Here is an 18,220-nt window from a genome sequence, read left to right as displayed (position 1 = left end):
CCGGTCGCGTAGTGCGCGCATCGCTCGGCGGCCGCCGCGTCAACGCACGCGGCACTCGCCGCCCGGCCCGCTTCAGACGCCGCGCTCCGCCGAACTTCACCGCACTTCACCGCGCGCGTCGGGCATGCGCGACGAAGCGCGGCGAACGCGCGAAAGACTCCATGATCGCCCGACCACGACGCAGTGAGCCATATCGACGGAAATCGGAAGGACGGCTCGATCAGGCGCATGCCCGCCCCTGACCGACACGATTCCAGTCCGCGTCGAGCAGGCCGTGCCCAAAGAAAAAGCCCGGCTCGAAACGCCGGGCTTTTTCGTTTCGCTTCAGCGAACGTTCGCCGTTCGCGAGCGCTTCGTCATTCGAGCGCGCCCGAGCCGAAGATCTCCGTCTGCACGCGCTCCGGCGCGACGCCAAGCGCGACGAGCGCATCGCGCTGCTGCTTCATGAATGCGATCGGACCGCAGATGTAGTAGTCGGCGTCCGGCACGAGCGCGTGGCGCTCGAGCGCCGCCGGCGTGATCCGCCCTTCGTGGTCGTGATCGACGCCCGGCCGGTCGTTCGGGCCGACTTCCTCGTAGAACACCGCACGCTTCACGTTCGGATGCGCGTCCGCCGCATCGTTCAGCCAGTCGCGGAACGCGTGCGCGTGCGCCGACCGGCAAGCGTGCAGGAAGCGCACTTCGCGCTCGCTGCCAGACGCGACGAGCGCCGACGCCATCGACATCATCGGCGTGATCCCAACCCCGCCCGAAATCAGCACGACGGGCGTCGACGCGTTGCGGTTCAGCGTGAAGTCGCCCATCGGCGCGGTGACCTCGACGATCGAATCGACGCCGACGCCGTCGTGCATCAGCGTCGACACCTTGCCCGCCGGCACTTCCTCGCTGCGCCCCGCTTCGCGCTTGACCGAGATGCGCAGCCACTGGCCGTGCGGCGCGTCGGACAGGCTGTACTGGCGCGGCTGGTCGACGCCCATGTCGCCGACGAAGCGCTTCACCGAAACGTACTGGCCCGGCTCGAACCCTGGCGCCGCGCCGCCGTCGGCGGGCGTCAGGTAGAACGACGTGATCTCGTCGCTCTCGCGCACCTTCTTCGCGACCTTGAACGGGCGGAAGCCGCTCCACGCGGCGTTCTCGTACAGATTCGCCTCCGCGCCGATCAGAATCGCCGCGAGCTGGCCGTACGCGACGCGCCATGCATCGAGCGTGTCCGGATCGACCGCGTCGCCGAGCACCTCGACGATCGACGCAAGCAGGTTCTCGCCGACGATCGGATAGTGCTCCGGCCGGATGTTGAGGCTCGCGTGCTTGTGCGCGATCCGCGACACGGCGCCGCCGAGCGCGCCGAGATTGTCGATGTTCGCCGCGTACGCGTAGACCGCCTTCGCGAGCGTCTCCGGCTGGCTGCCCGTCTTCTGGTGCGTCTGGTTGAAGACGTTCTTCAACTCGGGATGACGCCCGAACATCCGTTGATAGAAGTGCTTCGTGATCGTCGCGCCGTGCTCCGCGAGAACCGGGGCGGTCGCTTTCACTCGGGCCATTTGCTCGGCGGTCATCTGCGTCATGAAAGTATTCCTCTGTTAAACATTCTCAAACGATACATCTTTATAGGCGCACGCCCGGCAGGCAAATTGTCGCACCTCGCCACAACGAGCCCGCAATTGCAATGATGCGCATCAACGCGTTCAGCGCGCGCGGTCCCACAACACGTCGGCGCCGCCCGCCGCGCGGTTCAGCACGCGCGCGAGCACGAACAGCAGATCCGACAGCCGGTTCACGTAGCGGCGCGGCGCCGCGTTGAGCGCCTCGTGCGCGCCGAGCGCGACGATCGAGCGCTCCGCGCGGCGGCACACGGTCCGGCACACGTGCGCGAGCGCCGCCGCGCGCGCGCCGCCCGGCAGGATGAATTCCCGGAGCGGCGGCAGTTGCGCGTTGTAGTGCGCGAGCCAGCCGTCGAGGTGCGCGAGATGCGCGTCGGTGATCGCCGCATGCCCCGGAATGCAAAGCTCGCCGCCCAGATCGAACAGATCGTGCTGGATCGTCGAGAGCGCCGCGCGAATGTCGTCCGGCAGCGGCTCGGCGAGCAGCACGCCGATCTGCGAGTTCAGCTCGTCGACGTCGCCGATCGCCGCGATCCGCGCATCGTCCTTGCGCACGCGGCTGCCGTCGCCGAGGCCCGTCGTGCCGTCGTCGCCCGTGCGGGTCGCGATCTTGCTCAAGCGATTGCCCATTCGTGTCTCCCGTCGTCTGCGGCAGCGCGCGCCGCGTCGGTGAAATCCCTATTATCGCAGCCGCGCTCGCGGCGGCGCGCATGCTTTCGAGCGTAGAATGATCCGGCCCGCCTCGCCGCGGCGCCCGCCATAAAGATCCGCCCCCAGGAGACTCGCGTGAACCACCCCGCCCCGCCGCATCGCCCGCTGCCTGCCGCCTTCGTCGACGCGCTCGCCGCCCGGTTCGGCGCACGCATGTCGACTGCGGAAGCCGTGCGCGCCCATCACGGCCGCGACGAGTCGCCGTTCGATCCGCAACTGCCGGACGCCGTCGTGTTCGCGCAAACGGCCGACGACGTGCGCGACGTCGTCGGCCTCTGCGCGCGGCACGCCGTGCCGCTCATTCCGTACGGCGTCGGCTCGTCGCTCGAAGGCCATCTGCTCGCCGTGCGGGGCGGCGTGTCGCTCGATCTGTCGGAGATGAACCGCGTGCTGTCGATCGACGCCGACGACCTCACCGCGACGGTCGAGCCCGGCGTCACGCGCCGCGCGCTCAACGACGCGCTGCGCGACACCGGCCTCTTCTTCCCGATCGACCCGGGCGCGGACGCGAGCATCGGCGGAATGACCGCGACGCGCGCGTCGGGCACGAATGCGGTGCGCTACGGCACGATGCGCGAGAACGTGCTCGGCCTCACGGCCGTGCTCGCGGACGGCCGCGTCGTGAAGACGGGCACGCGCGCGCGCAAGTCGTCGGCGGGCTACGATCTCACGCGGCTTTTCGTCGGCTCGGAAGGCACGCTCGGCGTGATCACCGAGATCACGCTGCGATTGCATCCGCAGCCCGAGGCGGTGTCGGCCGCCGTGTGCGCGTTCGGATCGATGAGCGCCGCCGCGCGCGCGGTGATCGAGACGATCCAGATCGGCGTGCCGATCGCGCGCGTCGAATTCGTCGACGCGCTCGCCGTGCGCGCGATCAATCGCAACGCGCATCTCGGGCTCGTCGAGGCGCCGACGCTCTTCTTCGAATTCCACGGCACCGAATCGGGCGTGCGCGAGCAGGCGCGGCAGGTCGAGGAACTCGCCGCGCAAAACGGCGGCCAGGGCTTCGAATGGGCGACGCGCCCCGAGGATCGCACGCGCCTCTGGTCCGCGCGCCATCACGCGTATTTCTCGATGCTGCAGCTGAAGCCCGGCTGCCGCGCGGTGACGACCGACGTCTGCGTGCCGATCTCGCAGCTCGCCGCGTGCGTCGAGGAAACCGAGGTCGATCTGAACGCGTCGTCGCTGCCGTGCCCGATCGTCGGCCACGTCGGCGACGGCAACTTCCACGTCGCGATCCTCGTCGATCCGGCGAAGCCCGAAGAGCTCGCCGAAGCGGAGGCGCTCAACGACCGGATCGTCGAGCGCGCGCTGCGCATGGGCGGCACCTGCACGGGCGAGCACGGCGTGGGGCTGCACAAGATGCGCTTTCTCGCGGCCGAGCACGGCGAGAACGCGGTCGACGCGATGCGCGCGATCAAGCGCGCGCTCGATCCGGACAATCTGATGAATCCCGGCAAGATCTTCACGATCGACGCATGAAAACGACGACGCCGGCGCCGGGACGACCGAACGACGTCGCGCCGTGCGTCGCGCAACAGGAGGAGACATGAACGCCCCCGCCGAACTGTCGGCCGATCTGCGCGCGCAGCGCCAGCGCGAAATCGTGCAGGCGCTGATGGCCGTGCTGCCGACCCACTGCCTGCTGTATCGCGACGAGGACACGGCCGCGTACGAATGCGACGCGCTCTCCGCGTATCGCAGGCTGCCGCTCGCGGTCGCGCTGCCGGAGACCGAATCGCAGGTGCAGCGGATCGTGCAGATCTGCCGGCGGATGGACGTGCCGATCGTGCCGCGCGGCGCGGGCACGAGCCTGTCGGGCGGCGCGCTGCCGATCGGGCACGGCGTCGTGCTGTCGCTCGCGCGCTTCACGCGGATCGTCGAAGTCGATTCGTACGCGCGCACGGCGACGGTCCAGCCGGGCGTGCGCAATCTCGCGATTTCCGAAGCCGCCGCGCCGTATGGGCTCTACTACGCGCCCGATCCGTCGTCGCAGATCGCCTGCACGATCGGCGGCAACGTGGCCGAGAACTCGGGCGGCGTGCATTGCCTGAAGTACGGGCTCACGTGCCACAACGTGCTGCGCGTGCGCGGCGTGACGAGCGACGGCGAGATCGTCGAATTCGGCTCGCTCGCGCTCGACACGCCGGGCCTCGACCTGCTCGCCGTCACGATCGGCAGCGAAGGCATGTTCATCGTCGTCACCGAAGTGACGGTGCGGCTGATTCCGAAGCCGCAGGCCGCGCAGCTCGTGATGGCGAGCTTCGACGACGTCGTCAAGGGCGGCGAGGCGGTCGCCGCGATCATCGCGTCGGGCATCATCCCGGCCGGCCTCGAGATGATGGACAAGCCGGCGACGCAGGCGGTCGAGACGTTCACGCACGCGGGCTACGACCTCGACGCGGCCGCGATCCTGCTGTGCGAATCGGACGGCACGCCGGAGGAAGTCGCCGAGGAAATCGTGCGGATGACCGCGGTGCTGCGCGAGCACGGCGCGACGCGCATCCAGGTGTCGCGCAGCGAGGCCGAGCGGCTGCGCTTCTGGTCGGGCCGCAAGAACGCGTTCCCGGCCGCGGGCCGCATTTCGCCCGACTATTACTGCATGGACGGCACGGTGCCGCGCCGCGCGATCGGGCCGCTTCTCGCGCGCATCGAGCAGATGGAGACGAAATACGGGCTGCGCTGCATCAACGTGTTTCACGCGGGCGACGGCAACATGCACCCGCTCATCCTGTTCAACGCGAACGATCCCGACGAGCTGCACCGCGCGGAGGAATTCGGCGCGGACATCCTCGAGACGTGCGTCGAATTCGGCGGCACGGTGACGGGCGAGCACGGCGTCGGCGTCGAGAAGCTGAATTCGATGTGCGTGCAATTCTCGCGCGAGGAATGCGACGCGTTCTTCGCCGTCAAGCGCGCGTTCGATCCGCCCGAGCTGCTGAATCCGGACAAGGGAATTCCGACCCGCGCGCGCTGCGCCGAATACGGGCGCATGCACGTGCGCGGCGGGCTGCTGCCGCATCCGGACCTGCCGCGCTTCTGAGGCCGCCGCGCGGCCTAAGGGGTTCGCCCGACTGTACGATCGCGCAGCCCCGGTAAAATCGACCGAAACGAACAACGAAACACAACGCCATGGAAGAGGACGACATCGTCGCGGGGTGGGCCGCGCGCATCCGCGAAGCCGCGGCGAGCGGCCGCGCGCTGCGCATACGCGGCGGCGGCACGAAGGACTGGTACGGCCAGGCGCTCGACGGAGAAATCCTCGACGCGCGCGCGCATCACGGCCTCGTGTCGTACGACCCGGCCGAGCTCGTCGTCACCGCGCGCGCGGGCACGTCGCTCGCCGAGCTCGAGGCGACGCTCGCCGAGCGCGGCCAGATGCTGCCGTTCGAGCCGCCGCACTTCGGGCGCGGCGCGACGATCGGCGGCGCGGTCGCGGCGGGCCTCGCCGGCCCGCGCCGCGCGACGACGGGCGCGCCGCGCGATTTCGTGCTCGGCGTGACGATCCTGAACGGGCGCGGCGACATGCTGCGCTTCGGCGGGCAGGTCGTGAAGAACGTCGCGGGCTACGACGTATCGCGGCTGATGGCGGGCTCGCTCGGCACGCTCGGCCTGATGCTCGATCTGTCGATCAAGGTGCTGCCGATTCCCGCCGCCGAAGTCACGCTGAAGTTCGACATGAGCGCGACCGACGCGGTGCGCAAGCTCAACGAATGGGCGGGCCGCCCGTTCCCGCTGTCGGCGAGCGCGTGGCGCTACGGCACGCTCGTGCTGCGGCTGTCCGGCGCGGAAGCGGCCGTGAAGAGCGCGAAGAACGCGCTCGGCGGCGAGGCCGTCGACGCTGTCGAGGCCGAGCGCTTCTGGGAAGGCGTGCGCGAGCAGAACGATCCGTTCTTCTCGTCGCTCGCGCCGGGGCACGCGCTGTGGCGCCTGTCGCTGCCGTCGATCACCGAGCCGATGCATCTGCCGGGCACGCAGATGATGGAATGGGGCGGCGCGCAGCGCTGGTGGATCACCGATGCCGACGCGCAGACGGTGCGGATGAGCGCGAAGCAGGCAGGCGGCCACGCGACGCTCTTTCGCGCGAGCGAAAGCTACGACAAAAGCGCGGGCGTGTTCACGCCGCTGCCCGCGCCGCTGATGAAAATTCACCGCGGGCTGAAGACTGCGTTCGATCCGGCGCGCATCTTCAACCGCGGCCGGCTCTACCCCGATCTCTAAAGCCCGATGCAGACGAACCTCGCCGATTTCATCCGCCATACGCCCGACGGCGAAGATGCCGACGCGATCCTGCGCAAGTGCGTGCACTGCGGCTTCTGCACCGCGACCTGCCCGACCTATCAGCTGCTCGGCGACGAGCTCGACGGCCCGCGCGGGCGCATCTATCTGATCAAGCAGATGCTCGAAGGCGCGGAAGTCACCCGCAGCACGCAGCAGCATCTGGACCGCTGCCTCACCTGCCGCAGTTGCGAGACGACCTGCCCGTCGGGCGTCGAGTACGGCCGGCTCGTCGACATCGGTCGCAAGGTCGTCGAGGCGAAGGTGCCGCGGCCGCTGTCGCAGCGCATCGTGCGCCGGCTGCTCGCGAGCTTCGTGCCGAACGCCGCCGTGTTCGCGCCCGTCATGCGGCTCGGCCAGCACGTGCGGCCGCTGTTGCCGAAGCGGCTGCGCGACAAGGTGCCGCCGCGCGCGCGCCTGCTCGCGTGGCCGAGCGCGCCGCGCGAGCGCCGCGTGCTGATGCTCGCGGGCTGCGTGCAGCCGTCGATGATGCCCAACATCAACATCGCGACCGCGCGCGTGCTCGACGCGCTCGGCATCGAAACCGTGGTCGCGCCGGAGGCCGGCTGCTGCGGCGCGATCCGGCTGCACCTCGGCTATCACGACGAGGCGCTCGACGACGCGCGCCGCAACATCGACGCGTGGTGGCCGCACGTCGAGCGCGGCGTCGAGGCGATCGTGATGAACGCGTCCGGCTGCGGCGCGACGGTGCTCGAATACGCGCACCTGCTGCGCGGCGATGCGGCGTACGCGGACAAGGCGCGCCGCATCGTCGGGCTGACGAAGGACCTGTCCGAGCTGCTCGGCGGCTTCGAGGCCGAGCTGATCGCGCTCACGCGCCGGCGCGGAATCCACACGGTCGCCTACCATCCGCCGTGCACGCTGCAGCACGGCCAGCAGTTGCGCGGCAAGGTCGAGCGGCTGCTGGAGGCGCTCGGCATCGAGGTGCGCCTGCCCGCCGACAGCCATCTGTGCTGCGGCTCGGCGGGCACCTACTCGCTCACGCAGCCGTCGCTCGCGTACAAGCTGCGCAAGCAGAAGCTCGCGAAGCTGCAGGCGACCGAGCCGCAGATGATCGTGTCGGCGAACATCGGCTGCATCGCGCATCTGCAAAGCGGCACGCAGGTGCCCGTCGTGCACTGGGTGCAGCTCGTCGAGAACCTGCTTTACGGCTGACGCCGCGCGGCGCGCGCACGCCGCTTCGCGCGCGCCGGCTGCACACCGGTTGTCCGCCGGTTGTCCGCCGGTTGTCCGTATAATTCCCGCATCCTCCGCGCGCAGCGGCACGCCGCCCGACGCGCGCCTCAAGTTTCGTTCGCCCTGCCATGTCCGATCTCGCCGCCCGCCTCGCCTCCGTTCACCGCCGCATCGAAGACGCCGCCCGCGCGGCCGGACGCGAGCCGCGCGCAGTCACGCTGCTCGCGGTGTCGAAGACGTTTCCGGCCGACGCGGTGCGCGCCGCGCACGCGGCCGGCCAGCGCGCGTTCGGCGAAAACTATGTGCAGGAGTCGATCGACAAGATCGATTCGCTCGCCGATCTGCGCGCCGAGCTCGAATGGCATTTCATCGGCCCGCTGCAATCGAACAAGACGCGCCCCGTCGCCGAGCGCTTCGACTGGGTGCACGCGATCGACCGGCTGAAGATCGCGCAGCGCCTGTCCGAGCAGCGGCCCGCGCATCTGCCGCCCCTGAACGTCTGCGTGCAGGTGAACATCAGCGGCGAGGCATCGAAGAGCGGCGTCGCGCCCGCCGACGCCGCCGGGCTCGCACGCGCGATCGCCGCGCTGCCCGCGTTGCGGCTGCGCGGGCTGATGGCGATCCCCGAGCCCGCGCACGACGACGAAGCGAAGCGCGCGCCGCACCGCGCGCTGCGCGCGCTCTTTGACCAGTTGCGCGCCGAGGGCCTCGCGCTCGACACGCTGTCGATGGGCATGTCGGACGATCTCGAAGCCGCGGTCGCCGAAGGCGCGACGATCGTGCGGATCGGCACCGCGATCTTCGGCGCGCGCGATTACGCTCACTGAACCCGTCACTTCTTTCTCAACGGCCTCATTCATCATGAAAATCGCATTCATCGGCGGCGGCAACATGGCCGCCGCGTTGATCGGCGGACTCGTCAAGCGCGGTGTCGCGGCAAGCGGCCTGCTCGCCGTCGACGTCAACGAAGACGCGCGCCAGCGCGCGCAAGCGCAATTCGGCGTGCGCACGGCGGCCGCGATCGACGCCGCGCTCGCCGGCTACGACGCGATCGTGCTCGCGGTGAAACCGCAAGTGCTGAAGGACGTCGCGGCCGCGCTCGCGCCGCATCTGTCGACGCAGCTCGTCGTCAGCATCGCGGCCGGCATTCGCGGCGCGGACTTGTCGCGCTGGCTCGGCGGCTATCCGCGCGTCGTGCGCACGATGCCGAACACGCCGGCGCTCGTCGGTCTCGGCGTGACCGGGTTGTCCGCACTGCCGGACGTCGACGCGGCGGGCCGCGACCTCGCGTCGAAGGTGCTCGGCGCGGTCGGCGAGACCGTCTGGTTCGACGAAGAATCGCAGCTCGACGCCGTGACCGCGATCTCCGGCAGCGGCCCCGCGTACGTGTTCTATTTCATCGAGGCGCTGCAGGAAGCGGCGCGCCAGCTCGGCATGAACGACGCACAGGGCCGCGCGCTCGCGGTCGCGACGTTCGCGGGCGCCGCGCAACTCGCGGCGCAGTCGGGCGAGCCCGCGAGCGTGCTGCGCGAGCGCGTGACGTCGAAGGGCGGCACGACGGCGGCCGCGCTCGCGTCGTTCGACGCGCAGGGCGTGAAGGATGCGATCGTGCGCGGCGTGCTCGCCGCGCAGGCGCGCGCGAAGGAAATGGGCGACGAGCTCGGCGCGGCGTAACCCGTGCTCGCCGAACCCGGGCGCGATTCGCCGCGCCCCGGTTCGGCCGTCGGGCGGCGCCTGCGCCCCATTTCGAAAGGTCGACGCTTGAAGGGTCGGTCTCACTGTTCGAACGTGTGCCCGCCGGCATACTCGCGCGCGACGAGCAGCCGACGCGCGGTTCCTCGTATGCCGCAACCTTCCGCCTTTCGCCCTCGTGCCGGCAGCAACTTGTTCGTTGCGCCGCCGCACATCGGTCACCGCATCGATCGGGCGCTCGGCATCGGCCCGCGATCGATCTCACGGCGCGGGCCGCGCGCCACGTGACGCGGGCGGCCCGCGCAGCCGCACCGCCCGCGGCAGCGGCCGCTCGCGACGCATCGCAGCAACGCACCCGGAATGCCGAACGATCGCGACGCGACCGCACCGAGCTCGCCCTCGCCGCGCGCACGTTCCGGCGATGTCCGCGATGCCATCGCGGGCATCCGATTCCGACGCCCCGCGCACGCTTTCGGTTCACGCTTCAAAGCGCCGCCACCGAGGCAATTGATATTTTCGGCCCAATTAAAATGCATCACGCCGTCGATTTTTAATAAATTTTTTTGCTTTATCGACATATTCCGCCACATGAATCGTCGACTCCCGATCGAATGACAATCGATTAGATTTCCGGCCGAAAAATAAAAATCGCCAAGATCGGGGTCAAACGCCAAAACCCCGATATTTCACCGATCGAGACATTCGTCGATTTCGTTCAAAACCGGAAATTTCTACTTCGCACCGCCCATCGCGCCTGTACACATTACATTTCCGCGCCTTCCACCTACATCTTCTTGTAGTTTTTAATTGTGACAAAACGATGTCTAATGAAATCCAAAATGGACAATGGCATTCGATAATTTCGAATCGGCTCATTGCATCCGGCCCTCCCCACGGCGTGTCGACCTATTGCTGTTGATCGGCATCCGTTGCTCGGCAAACGCTAGGAAAGGTGAATCCATGACAAAGACAAAAGCACGCGTCCTGAAGGAACTGATTTTCGGAAAAGAGCTGGAGTTCTTCATGGAGGCGCACAACGCGCTGAGCGCGAAAATCGCCGAGGAAGTCGGCTTCAAGGCGATCTGGGGCTCGGGCCTGTCGATCTCCGCATCGCTCGGGCTGACCGACCGCAACGAAGCGTCGTGGACCCAGGTCGTCGACGTCGTCGAATTCATGGCCGACCACACGTCCGTGCCGATCCTGCTCGACGGCGACACCGGCTTCGGCAACTTCAACAACGTGCGACGGCTCGTCAAGAAGCTCTCGCAGCTCGGCATCGCCGGCGTTTGCCTCGAAGACAAGCTCTTCCCCAAGATGAATTCGTTCCTCGGCTCGGGCCAGGACCTCGCGGACATCGCGGAATTCTGCGGCAAGCTGCGCGCGGCGAAGGACAGTCAGACCGATTCGGATTTCTGCGTCGTGGCGCGAATCGAGGCGCTCGTCAGCGGCTGCCCGATGGAAGAGGCGCTGCGGCGCGCCGACGCATATTGCGACGCGGGCGCCGACGCGGTGCTGATCCATTCGAAGAAGGCCGACGGGCAAGAGATTCTCGACTTCTGCACCCAATGGTCGCAGCGCGCCCCGATCGTCATCGTGCCGACGAAGTACTACAAGACGCCGACGTCCGCGTTCCGCGACGCGCGCGTATCGGCCGTGATCTGGGCCAATCACAGCCTGCGCGCGTCCGTGACCAACATGCGACGGGTGACGCGCGCGATCTACGAGAGCCAGACCGTGGCCGGGATCGAGCACGAAATCGCGACGCTGAACGACATCTTCGAGCTCACCGGCGAATTCGAAGTGCAGGCCGCCGAGCACAAGTATCTCGCCGCGTGATTCGCGTGATTCGTGCGATTTCGCCGAAGCGGCAAGCAACGGAGCCCGATGCGGCGTAGCCCAAGCCCGCGCGCGATGCGACATGGCGGGCAATGCGACGCGTTCGCCGCGGCGTCGAGCGCATCGGCGACGCGCGAAGCGATGCGGCCTGGCGGCCCGCTCGCCGCCGAATCGGCCCGGGCGCCCGGGCACCCGTTGCGCCGGGCGGGCGCGCCGGTCTGCCTGGCGGGCATCCATCCGGCGTTGGCGGGGCATACGGCCAGCGCCAGGCAGCCGCGCCGCCGTCCCGCGTTGCGAACCATCGGCCGGCGCCGCGCCTCCCGGCGGCACCGGCCCTCGTCCCATCACCACGAACGTGAGCGCACCATGCAAACCAAGCGAATTTCTTCCGATGTCTTTCCGACGGCGCTGAATCCCGTCCTCGTCGACATGGACGTCTATGCGTCGAAGGCCATTTCGCTGCGCGCGAAGGCCGATCCGCAGATCGCGAACCTGAGCTTCGGCGAGCCCGTGTTCGGTCCGCCCGCGCATCTGCTCGACGACATCGCCCGCGAGGACCTGTCGCTCAGCGCGTTCCTCGACGCGTCGAAGCGCTACGAGAATCCGCGCGGCAGCCTCGCGCTGCGCGAGGCGATCGCTGGCTGGTATCGCGACCGCTACGGACTGCTGCTCGATCCGGAGCGCGAGATCATGGCGACGCACGGCGGCGTCGAGGCGATTGCGCTCGCGCTGCTCGTGACGTCGGCGCCCGGCGATCCGGTGATCGTCAGCGATCCCTCGTATCAGCTGTACGCGCGCGCCGTCGCGACGCTCGATCGCGTGCCGCGCCGCCTGCGCCGGGAGCCTGCGCAGCACGAATACGCGAACAGCCTCGCGGACGATGCGCTGTTCGCCGGCGCGAAGGCGTTCATCGTGAACTCGCCCGAGAACCCGACGGGCTACGTGGCGAGCGGCGAGGACTGGCGACGCATCGCCGAAGTGGCCGACAAGCACGGCACCTGGGTCATTCACGACGAGGTCTACGACGTGATGCATTTCGAGCGGCCGCACGCGCCGGCGAACACGTTCGAGCCGCTCGCGCGCAACGCGATCCTCATCAACAGCTTCTCGAAGAAATTCGGCCTGCCCGGGCTGCGGATCGGCTGGATGGTCGCGCCGGCTCACGTCATCGATCAGGCGGCGAAAGCGCACGACTACCTGTACCTCGGCGTCAACATCCAGTACGAGCGCATCGCGACGCGCGTCATCGGCGACCCGAAGCGCGACGGCTGGCTCGCGCAAACTGTCGCCGATCTGCGCGCGCGCAACGTCGCGGCGCTCGAGCGCCTGTCGTCCGACGCCGGCTATCGATGGACGCGCCGCCCGCTCGGCGCGATGTTCTTGTTCCCGGACGTGAGCGGCTACTACGAGCGACTCCCGGCCGCCTTCCGCCGCAGCGGCGTGCCGATCGGCGACGAAGTCGCGCGCTTCCTCCTCGAGGCGCGCAAGGTGGCGGTCGTGCCCGGCTCGGCCTACGGAAAGCTCGGCGACAACCACGTGCGCCTCGTTCTATGCACCCAGCAACAGGCATTCGAGCAGGCGCTCGAACGGATGCGGCACACGGCTTGAATACGACGCGCGGCTGAGCCGGCCGCCGCTTTTCGATCGAGATCTCGACTCCAAAGGCCACTTCGATGACTACACTGCGCGATTCCTTTCACGAGCGCGGCTACGTCCGCCTGCCGCATCGCGCCACGCGGATCGATCTGTCGCGCGTCGAAGCGGAATACGATCGACTGGCGTCGCAGGCCGCGCGCCGCCTCATCGAGAATCCAGGCGCGCCCGCCGAAGCCGGCGCCGTCATCGCGGTCGCCGAACGCGCCGATCCGCACACGCTGTGCCGCTTCGAATACCTGGCCGGGGCATCCGCCTACGTGAGGCAGTCGCTCGTTCCGCGCCTCGCGCAACTGATCGAACGCGTGCTCGGCGAGCCCGTGTCGCTGTTCAAGGACAAGTGCAACCTGAAACTGCCGGGCGGCGGCGCGTTCACCGCGCATCAGGACATCACCGCCTATCGCCATTTCCCGACCCGCTATCAGGTCACGGCCGCGCTCGCGCTCGATCCCGCGGTCGCGGCGAACGGCGGCCTCGAGATGGCCGACGCGCGTGGCGGCGCACTGGCCGGCGCGCCGTCGGCGCACACGCCGCGCGGCATGCTCGCCGAGCTGCCGAGCTACGACGGCGGAGCGCGCAACGGCGACATCGTCGACGAGCTCGCCGCCCGGATGACGTGGACGCTCGTCGAAGCGCAGCCGGGCGACGTGATCCTGTTCGATTCTTACGTGCCGCACCGCTCCGACGCGAACCGGTCGGATTCGATGCGCCGCATGCTGTTCTTCACGTTCAATCCCGCGAGCGAAGGCGATCTGTACGAGCTGTACTACCGCGAGAAACGCAGCAGCCCGGACAACCCGATCTTCCACGTGGCCACGCCGACGCAACACAGCGCGATCCGGGAGGCGCCGAAATGAACGATGCCGCCGGCGGGCCGCCGCGCGCGCACGCGGCCCGGCACCGCCTCTTCACGCCGGGCCCGCTCACGACGTCGGATGCGGTGCGCGCCGCGGCCGCGATCGATCTCGGCTCGCGCAGCCCGCCCGCGGCGGCGCTCACGGCACGCCTGCGCGCGAAGATCGCGCGCATCGCCGGGTGCGGCGGCGGCTACAGCGCGGTGCCGCTCCAGGGCAGCGGAACGTTCGCCGTCGAAGCGATGCTGTGCAGCCTGCTCGCCGACGACGATCACGTGCTGATCGTCGAGAACGGCGCCTACAGTGAGCGGATGACGCAGATATGCCGGATACACGGCATCCGGCACGACGTGCTCGCGTGCGACCACGCCGCGCGCTTCGATCTGTCGCGCGTCGAGCGCGCGCTCGACGCGAGTCCGCACGTCACGCATGTCGCGGCCGTTCACTTCGAGACGGCGCTCGGCGTGCTCAACGACGTCGCGGGCCTCGTCGCGCTCGCCGCGCGGCATGGCCGCCGCGTGCTGCTCGATGCGATCAGCACGTTCGGCGCCTATCCGCTCGATTTCGCCGGACGCACGCTCGCGGCGCTCGCGCTGTCGTCGAACAAGTGTCTTCACGGGCTGCCCGGCCTCGGCTTCGTGATCGCCGACGAGCCCGCGCTCGCGCGCCGCCCCCGCCCGCGCACGCTGAGTCTCGATCTGCTCGCGCAACATCGCGCGCTCGAATCGAACGCTCAGTGGCGCTTCACGCCGCCCGTCCAGATCATGCTCGCGCTCGATCGGGCGATCGACGAATACGATGCGGCAGGCGGGCAGCCCGCGCGCCTCGCGTCGTATCGGCGGCGCGCGCAGCGGCTCGTCGACGGGCTCGCGCGCGTCGGCGTCGTGCCCGTCATCGACGCCGCGCACCGCGCGCCGATCATCACCACGTTCGCGACGCCGCCGCACGTTCGCGGCCGCATCGCCGCGCTCGAGCAATACCTGTTCGAGCGCGGGCTCGAAATCTATCCGACCAAGCACTCGAATCCGGATTCGTTCCGGGTCGGCGTGATCGGAGAACTCGACGATGCCGACATCGACGAACTCGTTCTGCGCATGTCCGAGTTCATCGCGCCGTTCGCGCCGAGCGCGGCACAGCCACGCCGCGCGCGGCGCGCGGGCGCGCGAACGCCGCCCCCCGCCTGAAATCGGCCGTCGGCCGTCGGCCGTTCGTTATCGGTCATTCGCTATCGGCCATCCGTTATCGGCCATCCGTTTCCGGTGAACCATCATGAGACACGCGATATTGACGCTGGATATTCTCGAACAAACGTCGTCCGCGCGAACGGAGCGCGATATCCACGACATCCTCTCCAGAATCACGGTGAAACTCGGATTCGACTATTTCTTTTACGGCGCGCTTACCGACATCGGAAAAGAGGAAAACCCGGTCAGGACGATTTCGGATTTTCCCGCCGCGTGGCGAGAAAAATACAAATCCGCCGGCTATATCCGGATCGACCCGATCGTGCTGCATTGCGTACGCCGCGTGATTCCGCTGCAGTGGCACGACGGCATCTGCGATTCGCGCGAGCAGCGGGAATTCATGGTCGATGCGCGCCAACACGGGCTCGTCGCGGGCGTGAGCTTTCCGGTTCATTCGGCGCACGGCGACGTGAGCGTATTGAGTCTCGCGTCGCGCGCGGCCGCCCGATCGAAGAGCCTGTCCGCGAAATACGCGCCGACGGTTCTCGCTCAAGGCGCGCTCGCCGCCGCATTCGTGCGCGAAGGCATCGAGCGCGTCTCGAACCGGCCGGACCACGAGCCGAGCGCGCCGCTGACGCATCGCGAGCTCGAATGCCTGAAATGGATCGCCGCCGGAAAATCGAGCTGGGAAATCGCGATGATCCTCGGCATATCGGAAAACGGCGTGCTTTATCACGTGAAAAAATTGATGGCGAAATTCGACGTTCAATCGAGGCATCTCGCCGTGCTGAAAGCGATGGCTTCCGGCATGGTGTAAATGCGGTCCGCCGGTCCGCGAAATTGGCCGAAAGCGCTATATCGACGGGCCGTTTGACTGGCCGGACAATCATCAATTAGAGTGAAGCGATCCCTGTCGTTGTCCCAATTTCGGATCGGCGAAATGATCAGTTATGTCGGTGGCCTGGTGTTGCTCGCAGCATTGCTGCACGCGTCATGGAATGCGATTCTGCACGGCAATCGAGACCGCTTCCTGTCGATGACGTGGATGAGCATCGGCATCGCCGCCGTCGCGATCGCCTTCGTCGCGTTCCTGCCCGCTCCCGCCGCGCCGTCCTGGCCGTACGTCGTCGCTTCGGGCATCGTGCACATCGGCTACAACCTGAGCCTCGTCTATGCGTACCGGCGCGGCGATCTCGGCGAGGCTTATCCGATCGCCCGCGGCTCGTCTCCGCTTCTCGTCACGCTCGGCGCGGCGCTCTTCGCGGGCGAGCGCCTCGGCGCGCTCCACCTGATCGGCATCGCGCTCGTTTCGGCCGGCATCGTCAGTCTCGCGTGGCAGCGCAGCAAGGTGTCGTATGCGAACGCGGCGGCAGCGCTCATGACGGGCGTCACGATCGCGCTGTACACCGTCATCGACGGCATCGGCGTGCGCCTGTCCGGCAATTCGGTCTCGTACGTCGCGTGGACCTTCGTGTTCTACGCACTGATGCCCGCCGTGTTCGTGGCGGCCCGCGGCCCGCGCGCGCTGAGCGCGCCGCGAATCGACATCGGCTCGTCGGTCGTCGGCGGCATCGTGTCGATCGTCGCGTACGGCATCGTCGTCTGGGCGATGCAATTCGGCGCGATGGGCGCCGTATCCGCGATCCGGGAAACGAGCGTCGTGTTCGCCGTGCTGATCGGCCGGATCTTCCTGAACGAGCAGGTCACGGCGAAGCGCTTCGTTTCATGCGTCGTGATCGCGGCCGGTGCGGTCTGCATCGGCGCATGAGGCCCCGAACGATGAAAGCCGCTCCGCCCCCCGGCATCCTCGCCACCGTCTGCACGCCAGACGTCACCCTCGACGCCGTTCGACGCGAGTTTCCGGTCGCGGGCCCGGTCGATCTGTCGGCGCCGCGCGCGGACCTGCGCGGCGCCGAGCAGGCAAACGTGCTGCTGACGGTCGGCCGGATCGGCGCGAGCCGGGACGCGATGGCGCGGCTGCCGAACCTGTCGATGATCTGCTGCTGCGGCTCGGGGTTCGAAGGCGTCGATCTCCCCGCCGCGCGCGATCGCGGGATCGTCGTCGCGCACTGCCCCGACGCGAACGCGTCGGCCGTCGCGGAATTCGCGATCTGCCTGCTGTCGGCGTGCGTGCGGCAGCTTCCGGCGCTGCATCGCTTCGTCGCCGACGGAAACTGGCGCGTCGCGCGCCCGATTCCCTTCCCGCGCGGACGCGGCATTGCCGGCGCGCGCGTGGGAATCGTCGGGCTCGGCGCGATCGGGCGGCGGATCGCGGCGCGGCTCGTCGCGATGGAGGCGCAAGTCGGGTACACCGCACTGCGGGCGAAGCCCGAATCGGGCCTCACGTTCTTTTCCACCGCGCTCGACCTCGCGCATTGGGCCGATCATCTCGTCGTCGCGTGCCGCGCCGACGAGCATAACCGCGGCCTCGTCGGCCGCGACGTCATCGGCGCGATCGGGCCGGCCGGCGCCCTCGTCAACATCGCGCGCGGCTCGCTCGTCGACGAAGCCGCGCTGGCCGGCGCGCTGGCCGAACGGCGACTCGGCTGGGCCGGACTCGACGTGTTCGCCGACGAACCGAACGTCGGCGAAGCGTTGCGCCGCCTGCCGAACGTCATCCTGACGCCGCACGTCGCCGCGGAAACGCTGGAAGCGCAGCAGGCGGTAGCCAGAATGGCGCTCGAGAACGTTCGATCGCATGTGGCCGGAATGCCGGTGCCCTATCCGGTCCGGCCGGGCGCGGAACGTTCGCCGAATTGAAACGGGTGTCGTGCCGCACGCCGACGAATCCGCGCGGAGGATGCGGAGGATGCGGAGGACGCGACGCGGCGCGATGCGATGCGATGCGATGCGATGCGATGCGATCACCGATCGTCAATGCCGCGCGAACGTCGGCAAGCGCGTCTCATGAAGCACGAAGACATAGACACGAAGTGGGATTCGGGCGTCGCAAAGGGCTTCGACTTCAGCTCCGGTTTCGACATCGACATCGACATCGACTTCGACATCGACTTCGACTCCGGCTCCGGCTTCGGCTTCGGCTTCGGCTCCAGCCTGTACCCGCACGCGGCGGCATGGCCGCGTGATCGCGCTCGCGAACGCAACGCGTGCGCCCTTGCGCGCAAGCGCTCACGCAGCTCGCGCGCAAGGGCGGCCTTCGCGCACGGTTTCGGCACATAAAAAGAAAGCGGCCCGACGGCCGCTCTCCCTTCTC

At 68.5% G+C, this 18,220-nt stretch carries 16 protein-coding genes and 1 pseudogene; 14 read left to right on the top strand and 3 right to left on the bottom strand.

The window, feature by feature from the left end:
• Positions 1–356: 356 nt before the first annotated feature.
• Positions 357–1,565, bottom strand: a complete 1,209-nt coding sequence (gene hmpA / locus X946_RS24910) for an NO-inducible flavohemoprotein (RefSeq protein ID WP_038753317.1) — start codon at positions 1,563–1,565, stop codon at positions 357–359.
• 120 nt (positions 1,566–1,685) lie between these two features.
• Entirely contained in the window at positions 1,686–2,231 is a 546-nt protein-coding gene (locus X946_RS24905; protein WP_038753316.1) for a cob(I)yrinic acid a,c-diamide adenosyltransferase, read from the bottom strand.
• A 156-nt stretch (positions 2,232–2,387) separates the two neighbouring features.
• Here X946_RS24905 and X946_RS24900 point away from each other — a divergent pair, with 156 nt between their 5' ends.
• The 6 genes from X946_RS24900 (at position 2,388) to proC (ending at position 9,461) form a co-directional block, all read left to right on the top strand.
• Positions 2,388–3,794: an FAD-binding oxidoreductase gene (locus tag X946_RS24900; RefSeq protein WP_038753315.1), complete on the top strand. Its 1,407-nt coding sequence runs from the start codon at positions 2,388–2,390 to the stop codon at positions 3,792–3,794.
• Between the two features lie 67 nt (positions 3,795–3,861).
• Entirely contained in the window at positions 3,862–5,355 is a 1,494-nt protein-coding gene (locus X946_RS24895; protein WP_038753314.1) for an FAD-linked oxidase C-terminal domain-containing protein, read from the top strand.
• 89 nt (positions 5,356–5,444) lie between these two features.
• Positions 5,445–6,533 (top strand): glycolate oxidase subunit GlcE, encoded by a 1,089-nt coding sequence (gene glcE / locus X946_RS24890; protein WP_038753313.1) that lies wholly within the window; start codon positions 5,445–5,447, stop codon positions 6,531–6,533.
• 6 nt (positions 6,534–6,539) lie between these two features.
• Positions 6,540–7,766: a glycolate oxidase subunit GlcF gene (gene glcF, locus X946_RS24885; protein ID WP_038753312.1), complete on the top strand. Its 1,227-nt coding sequence runs from the start codon at positions 6,540–6,542 to the stop codon at positions 7,764–7,766.
• A gap of 149 nt (positions 7,767–7,915) precedes the next feature.
• Complete coding sequence (locus tag X946_RS24880; protein ID WP_038753311.1) at positions 7,916–8,614, top strand: YggS family pyridoxal phosphate-dependent enzyme; 699 nt, start codon at positions 7,916–7,918, stop codon at positions 8,612–8,614.
• Positions 8,615–8,648: 34 nt separating this feature from the next.
• Positions 8,649–9,461: a pyrroline-5-carboxylate reductase gene (gene proC / locus X946_RS24875; RefSeq protein WP_038753310.1), complete on the top strand. Its 813-nt coding sequence runs from the start codon at positions 8,649–8,651 to the stop codon at positions 9,459–9,461.
• Positions 9,462–9,697: 236 nt separating this feature from the next.
• On the opposite strand, the gene X946_RS34545 is transcribed toward proC, so the two are convergent.
• Positions 9,698–10,069, bottom strand: coding sequence for a hypothetical protein (locus X946_RS34545; RefSeq protein ID WP_152611809.1), 372 nt, complete (start codon positions 10,067–10,069; stop codon positions 9,698–9,700).
• A gap of 370 nt (positions 10,070–10,439) precedes the next feature.
• Here X946_RS34545 and aepX point away from each other — a divergent pair.
• The 8 genes and pseudogenes from aepX to X946_RS24830 form a co-directional block, all read left to right on the top strand.
• Positions 10,440–11,312, top strand: a pseudogene (gene aepX, locus X946_RS24865) (phosphoenolpyruvate mutase); the annotation flags it as partial.
• A 369-nt stretch (positions 11,313–11,681) separates the two neighbouring features.
• Positions 11,682–12,923: a pyridoxal phosphate-dependent aminotransferase gene (locus X946_RS24860; protein ID WP_038753307.1), complete on the top strand. Its 1,242-nt coding sequence runs from the start codon at positions 11,682–11,684 to the stop codon at positions 12,921–12,923.
• Between the two features lie 65 nt (positions 12,924–12,988).
• Positions 12,989–13,825, top strand: coding sequence for a phytanoyl-CoA dioxygenase family protein (locus X946_RS24855; protein WP_038753306.1), 837 nt, complete (start codon positions 12,989–12,991; stop codon positions 13,823–13,825).
• On the top strand, positions 13,822–15,006 hold the full coding sequence (locus tag X946_RS24850; protein WP_038753305.1) for a 2-aminoethylphosphonate aminotransferase: 1,185 nt from the start codon (positions 13,822–13,824) through the stop codon (positions 15,004–15,006). The genes X946_RS24855 and X946_RS24850 overlap by 4 nt, the downstream gene beginning before the upstream one ends.
• An 85-nt stretch (positions 15,007–15,091) precedes the next feature.
• Complete coding sequence (locus X946_RS24845) at positions 15,092–15,823, top strand: helix-turn-helix transcriptional regulator (protein ID WP_226377195.1); 732 nt, start codon at positions 15,092–15,094, stop codon at positions 15,821–15,823.
• Positions 15,824–15,946: 123 nt separating this feature from the next.
• Positions 15,947–16,774, top strand: a complete 828-nt coding sequence (locus tag X946_RS24840) for a DMT family transporter (protein ID WP_038753432.1) — start codon at positions 15,947–15,949, stop codon at positions 16,772–16,774.
• Between the two features lie 11 nt (positions 16,775–16,785).
• Entirely contained in the window at positions 16,786–17,766 is a 981-nt protein-coding gene (locus X946_RS24835) for an NAD(P)-dependent oxidoreductase (protein WP_231752097.1), read from the top strand.
• A gap of 147 nt (positions 17,767–17,913) precedes the next feature.
• On the top strand, positions 17,914–18,186 hold the full coding sequence (locus X946_RS24830) for a hypothetical protein (RefSeq protein ID WP_161788697.1): 273 nt from the start codon (positions 17,914–17,916) through the stop codon (positions 18,184–18,186).
• Positions 18,187–18,220: the final 34 nt, after the last annotated feature.

This window comes from Burkholderia sp. ABCPW 111 (assembly GCF_000773065.1).
Taxonomy (GTDB): domain Bacteria; phylum Pseudomonadota; class Gammaproteobacteria; order Burkholderiales; family Burkholderiaceae; genus Burkholderia; species Burkholderia savannae.
This window is presented reverse-complemented; position numbering and strand designations above follow the sequence as displayed.

Excerpts from the sequence above, each read along its gene's own strand:
- X946_RS24860 (WP_038753307.1), top strand. The coding sequence starts at position 11,682 with ATGCAAACCAAGCGAATTTCTTCCGATGTCTTTCCGACGGCGCTGAAT.
- X946_RS24905 (WP_038753316.1), bottom strand. The coding sequence starts at position 2,231 with ATGGGCAATCGCTTGAGCAAGATCGCGACCCGCACGGGCGACGACGGC.
- proC (WP_038753310.1), top strand. The coding sequence starts at position 8,649 with ATGAAAATCGCATTCATCGGCGGCGGCAACATGGCCGCCGCGTTGATC.
- X946_RS24855 (WP_038753306.1), top strand. The coding sequence starts at position 12,989 with ATGACTACACTGCGCGATTCCTTTCACGAGCGCGGCTACGTCCGCCTG.
- hmpA (WP_038753317.1), bottom strand. The coding sequence starts at position 1,565 with ATGACGCAGATGACCGCCGAGCAAATGGCCCGAGTGAAAGCGACCGCC.
- X946_RS34545 (WP_152611809.1), bottom strand. The coding sequence starts at position 10,069 with ATGTGGCGGAATATGTCGATAAAGCAAAAAAATTTATTAAAAATCGAC.
- X946_RS24830 (WP_161788697.1), top strand. The coding sequence starts at position 17,914 with ATGAAGCACGAAGACATAGACACGAAGTGGGATTCGGGCGTCGCAAAG.
- X946_RS24895 (WP_038753314.1), top strand. The coding sequence starts at position 3,862 with ATGAACGCCCCCGCCGAACTGTCGGCCGATCTGCGCGCGCAGCGCCAG.
- X946_RS24840 (WP_038753432.1), top strand. The coding sequence starts at position 15,947 with ATGATCAGTTATGTCGGTGGCCTGGTGTTGCTCGCAGCATTGCTGCAC.
- glcF (WP_038753312.1), top strand. The coding sequence starts at position 6,540 with ATGCAGACGAACCTCGCCGATTTCATCCGCCATACGCCCGACGGCGAA.
- X946_RS24845 (WP_226377195.1), top strand. The coding sequence starts at position 15,092 with ATGAGACACGCGATATTGACGCTGGATATTCTCGAACAAACGTCGTCC.
- X946_RS24850 (WP_038753305.1), top strand. The coding sequence starts at position 13,822 with ATGAACGATGCCGCCGGCGGGCCGCCGCGCGCGCACGCGGCCCGGCAC.
- X946_RS24835 (WP_231752097.1), top strand. The coding sequence starts at position 16,786 with ATGAAAGCCGCTCCGCCCCCCGGCATCCTCGCCACCGTCTGCACGCCA.
- X946_RS24880 (WP_038753311.1), top strand. The coding sequence starts at position 7,916 with ATGTCCGATCTCGCCGCCCGCCTCGCCTCCGTTCACCGCCGCATCGAA.
- glcE (WP_038753313.1), top strand. The coding sequence starts at position 5,445 with ATGGAAGAGGACGACATCGTCGCGGGGTGGGCCGCGCGCATCCGCGAA.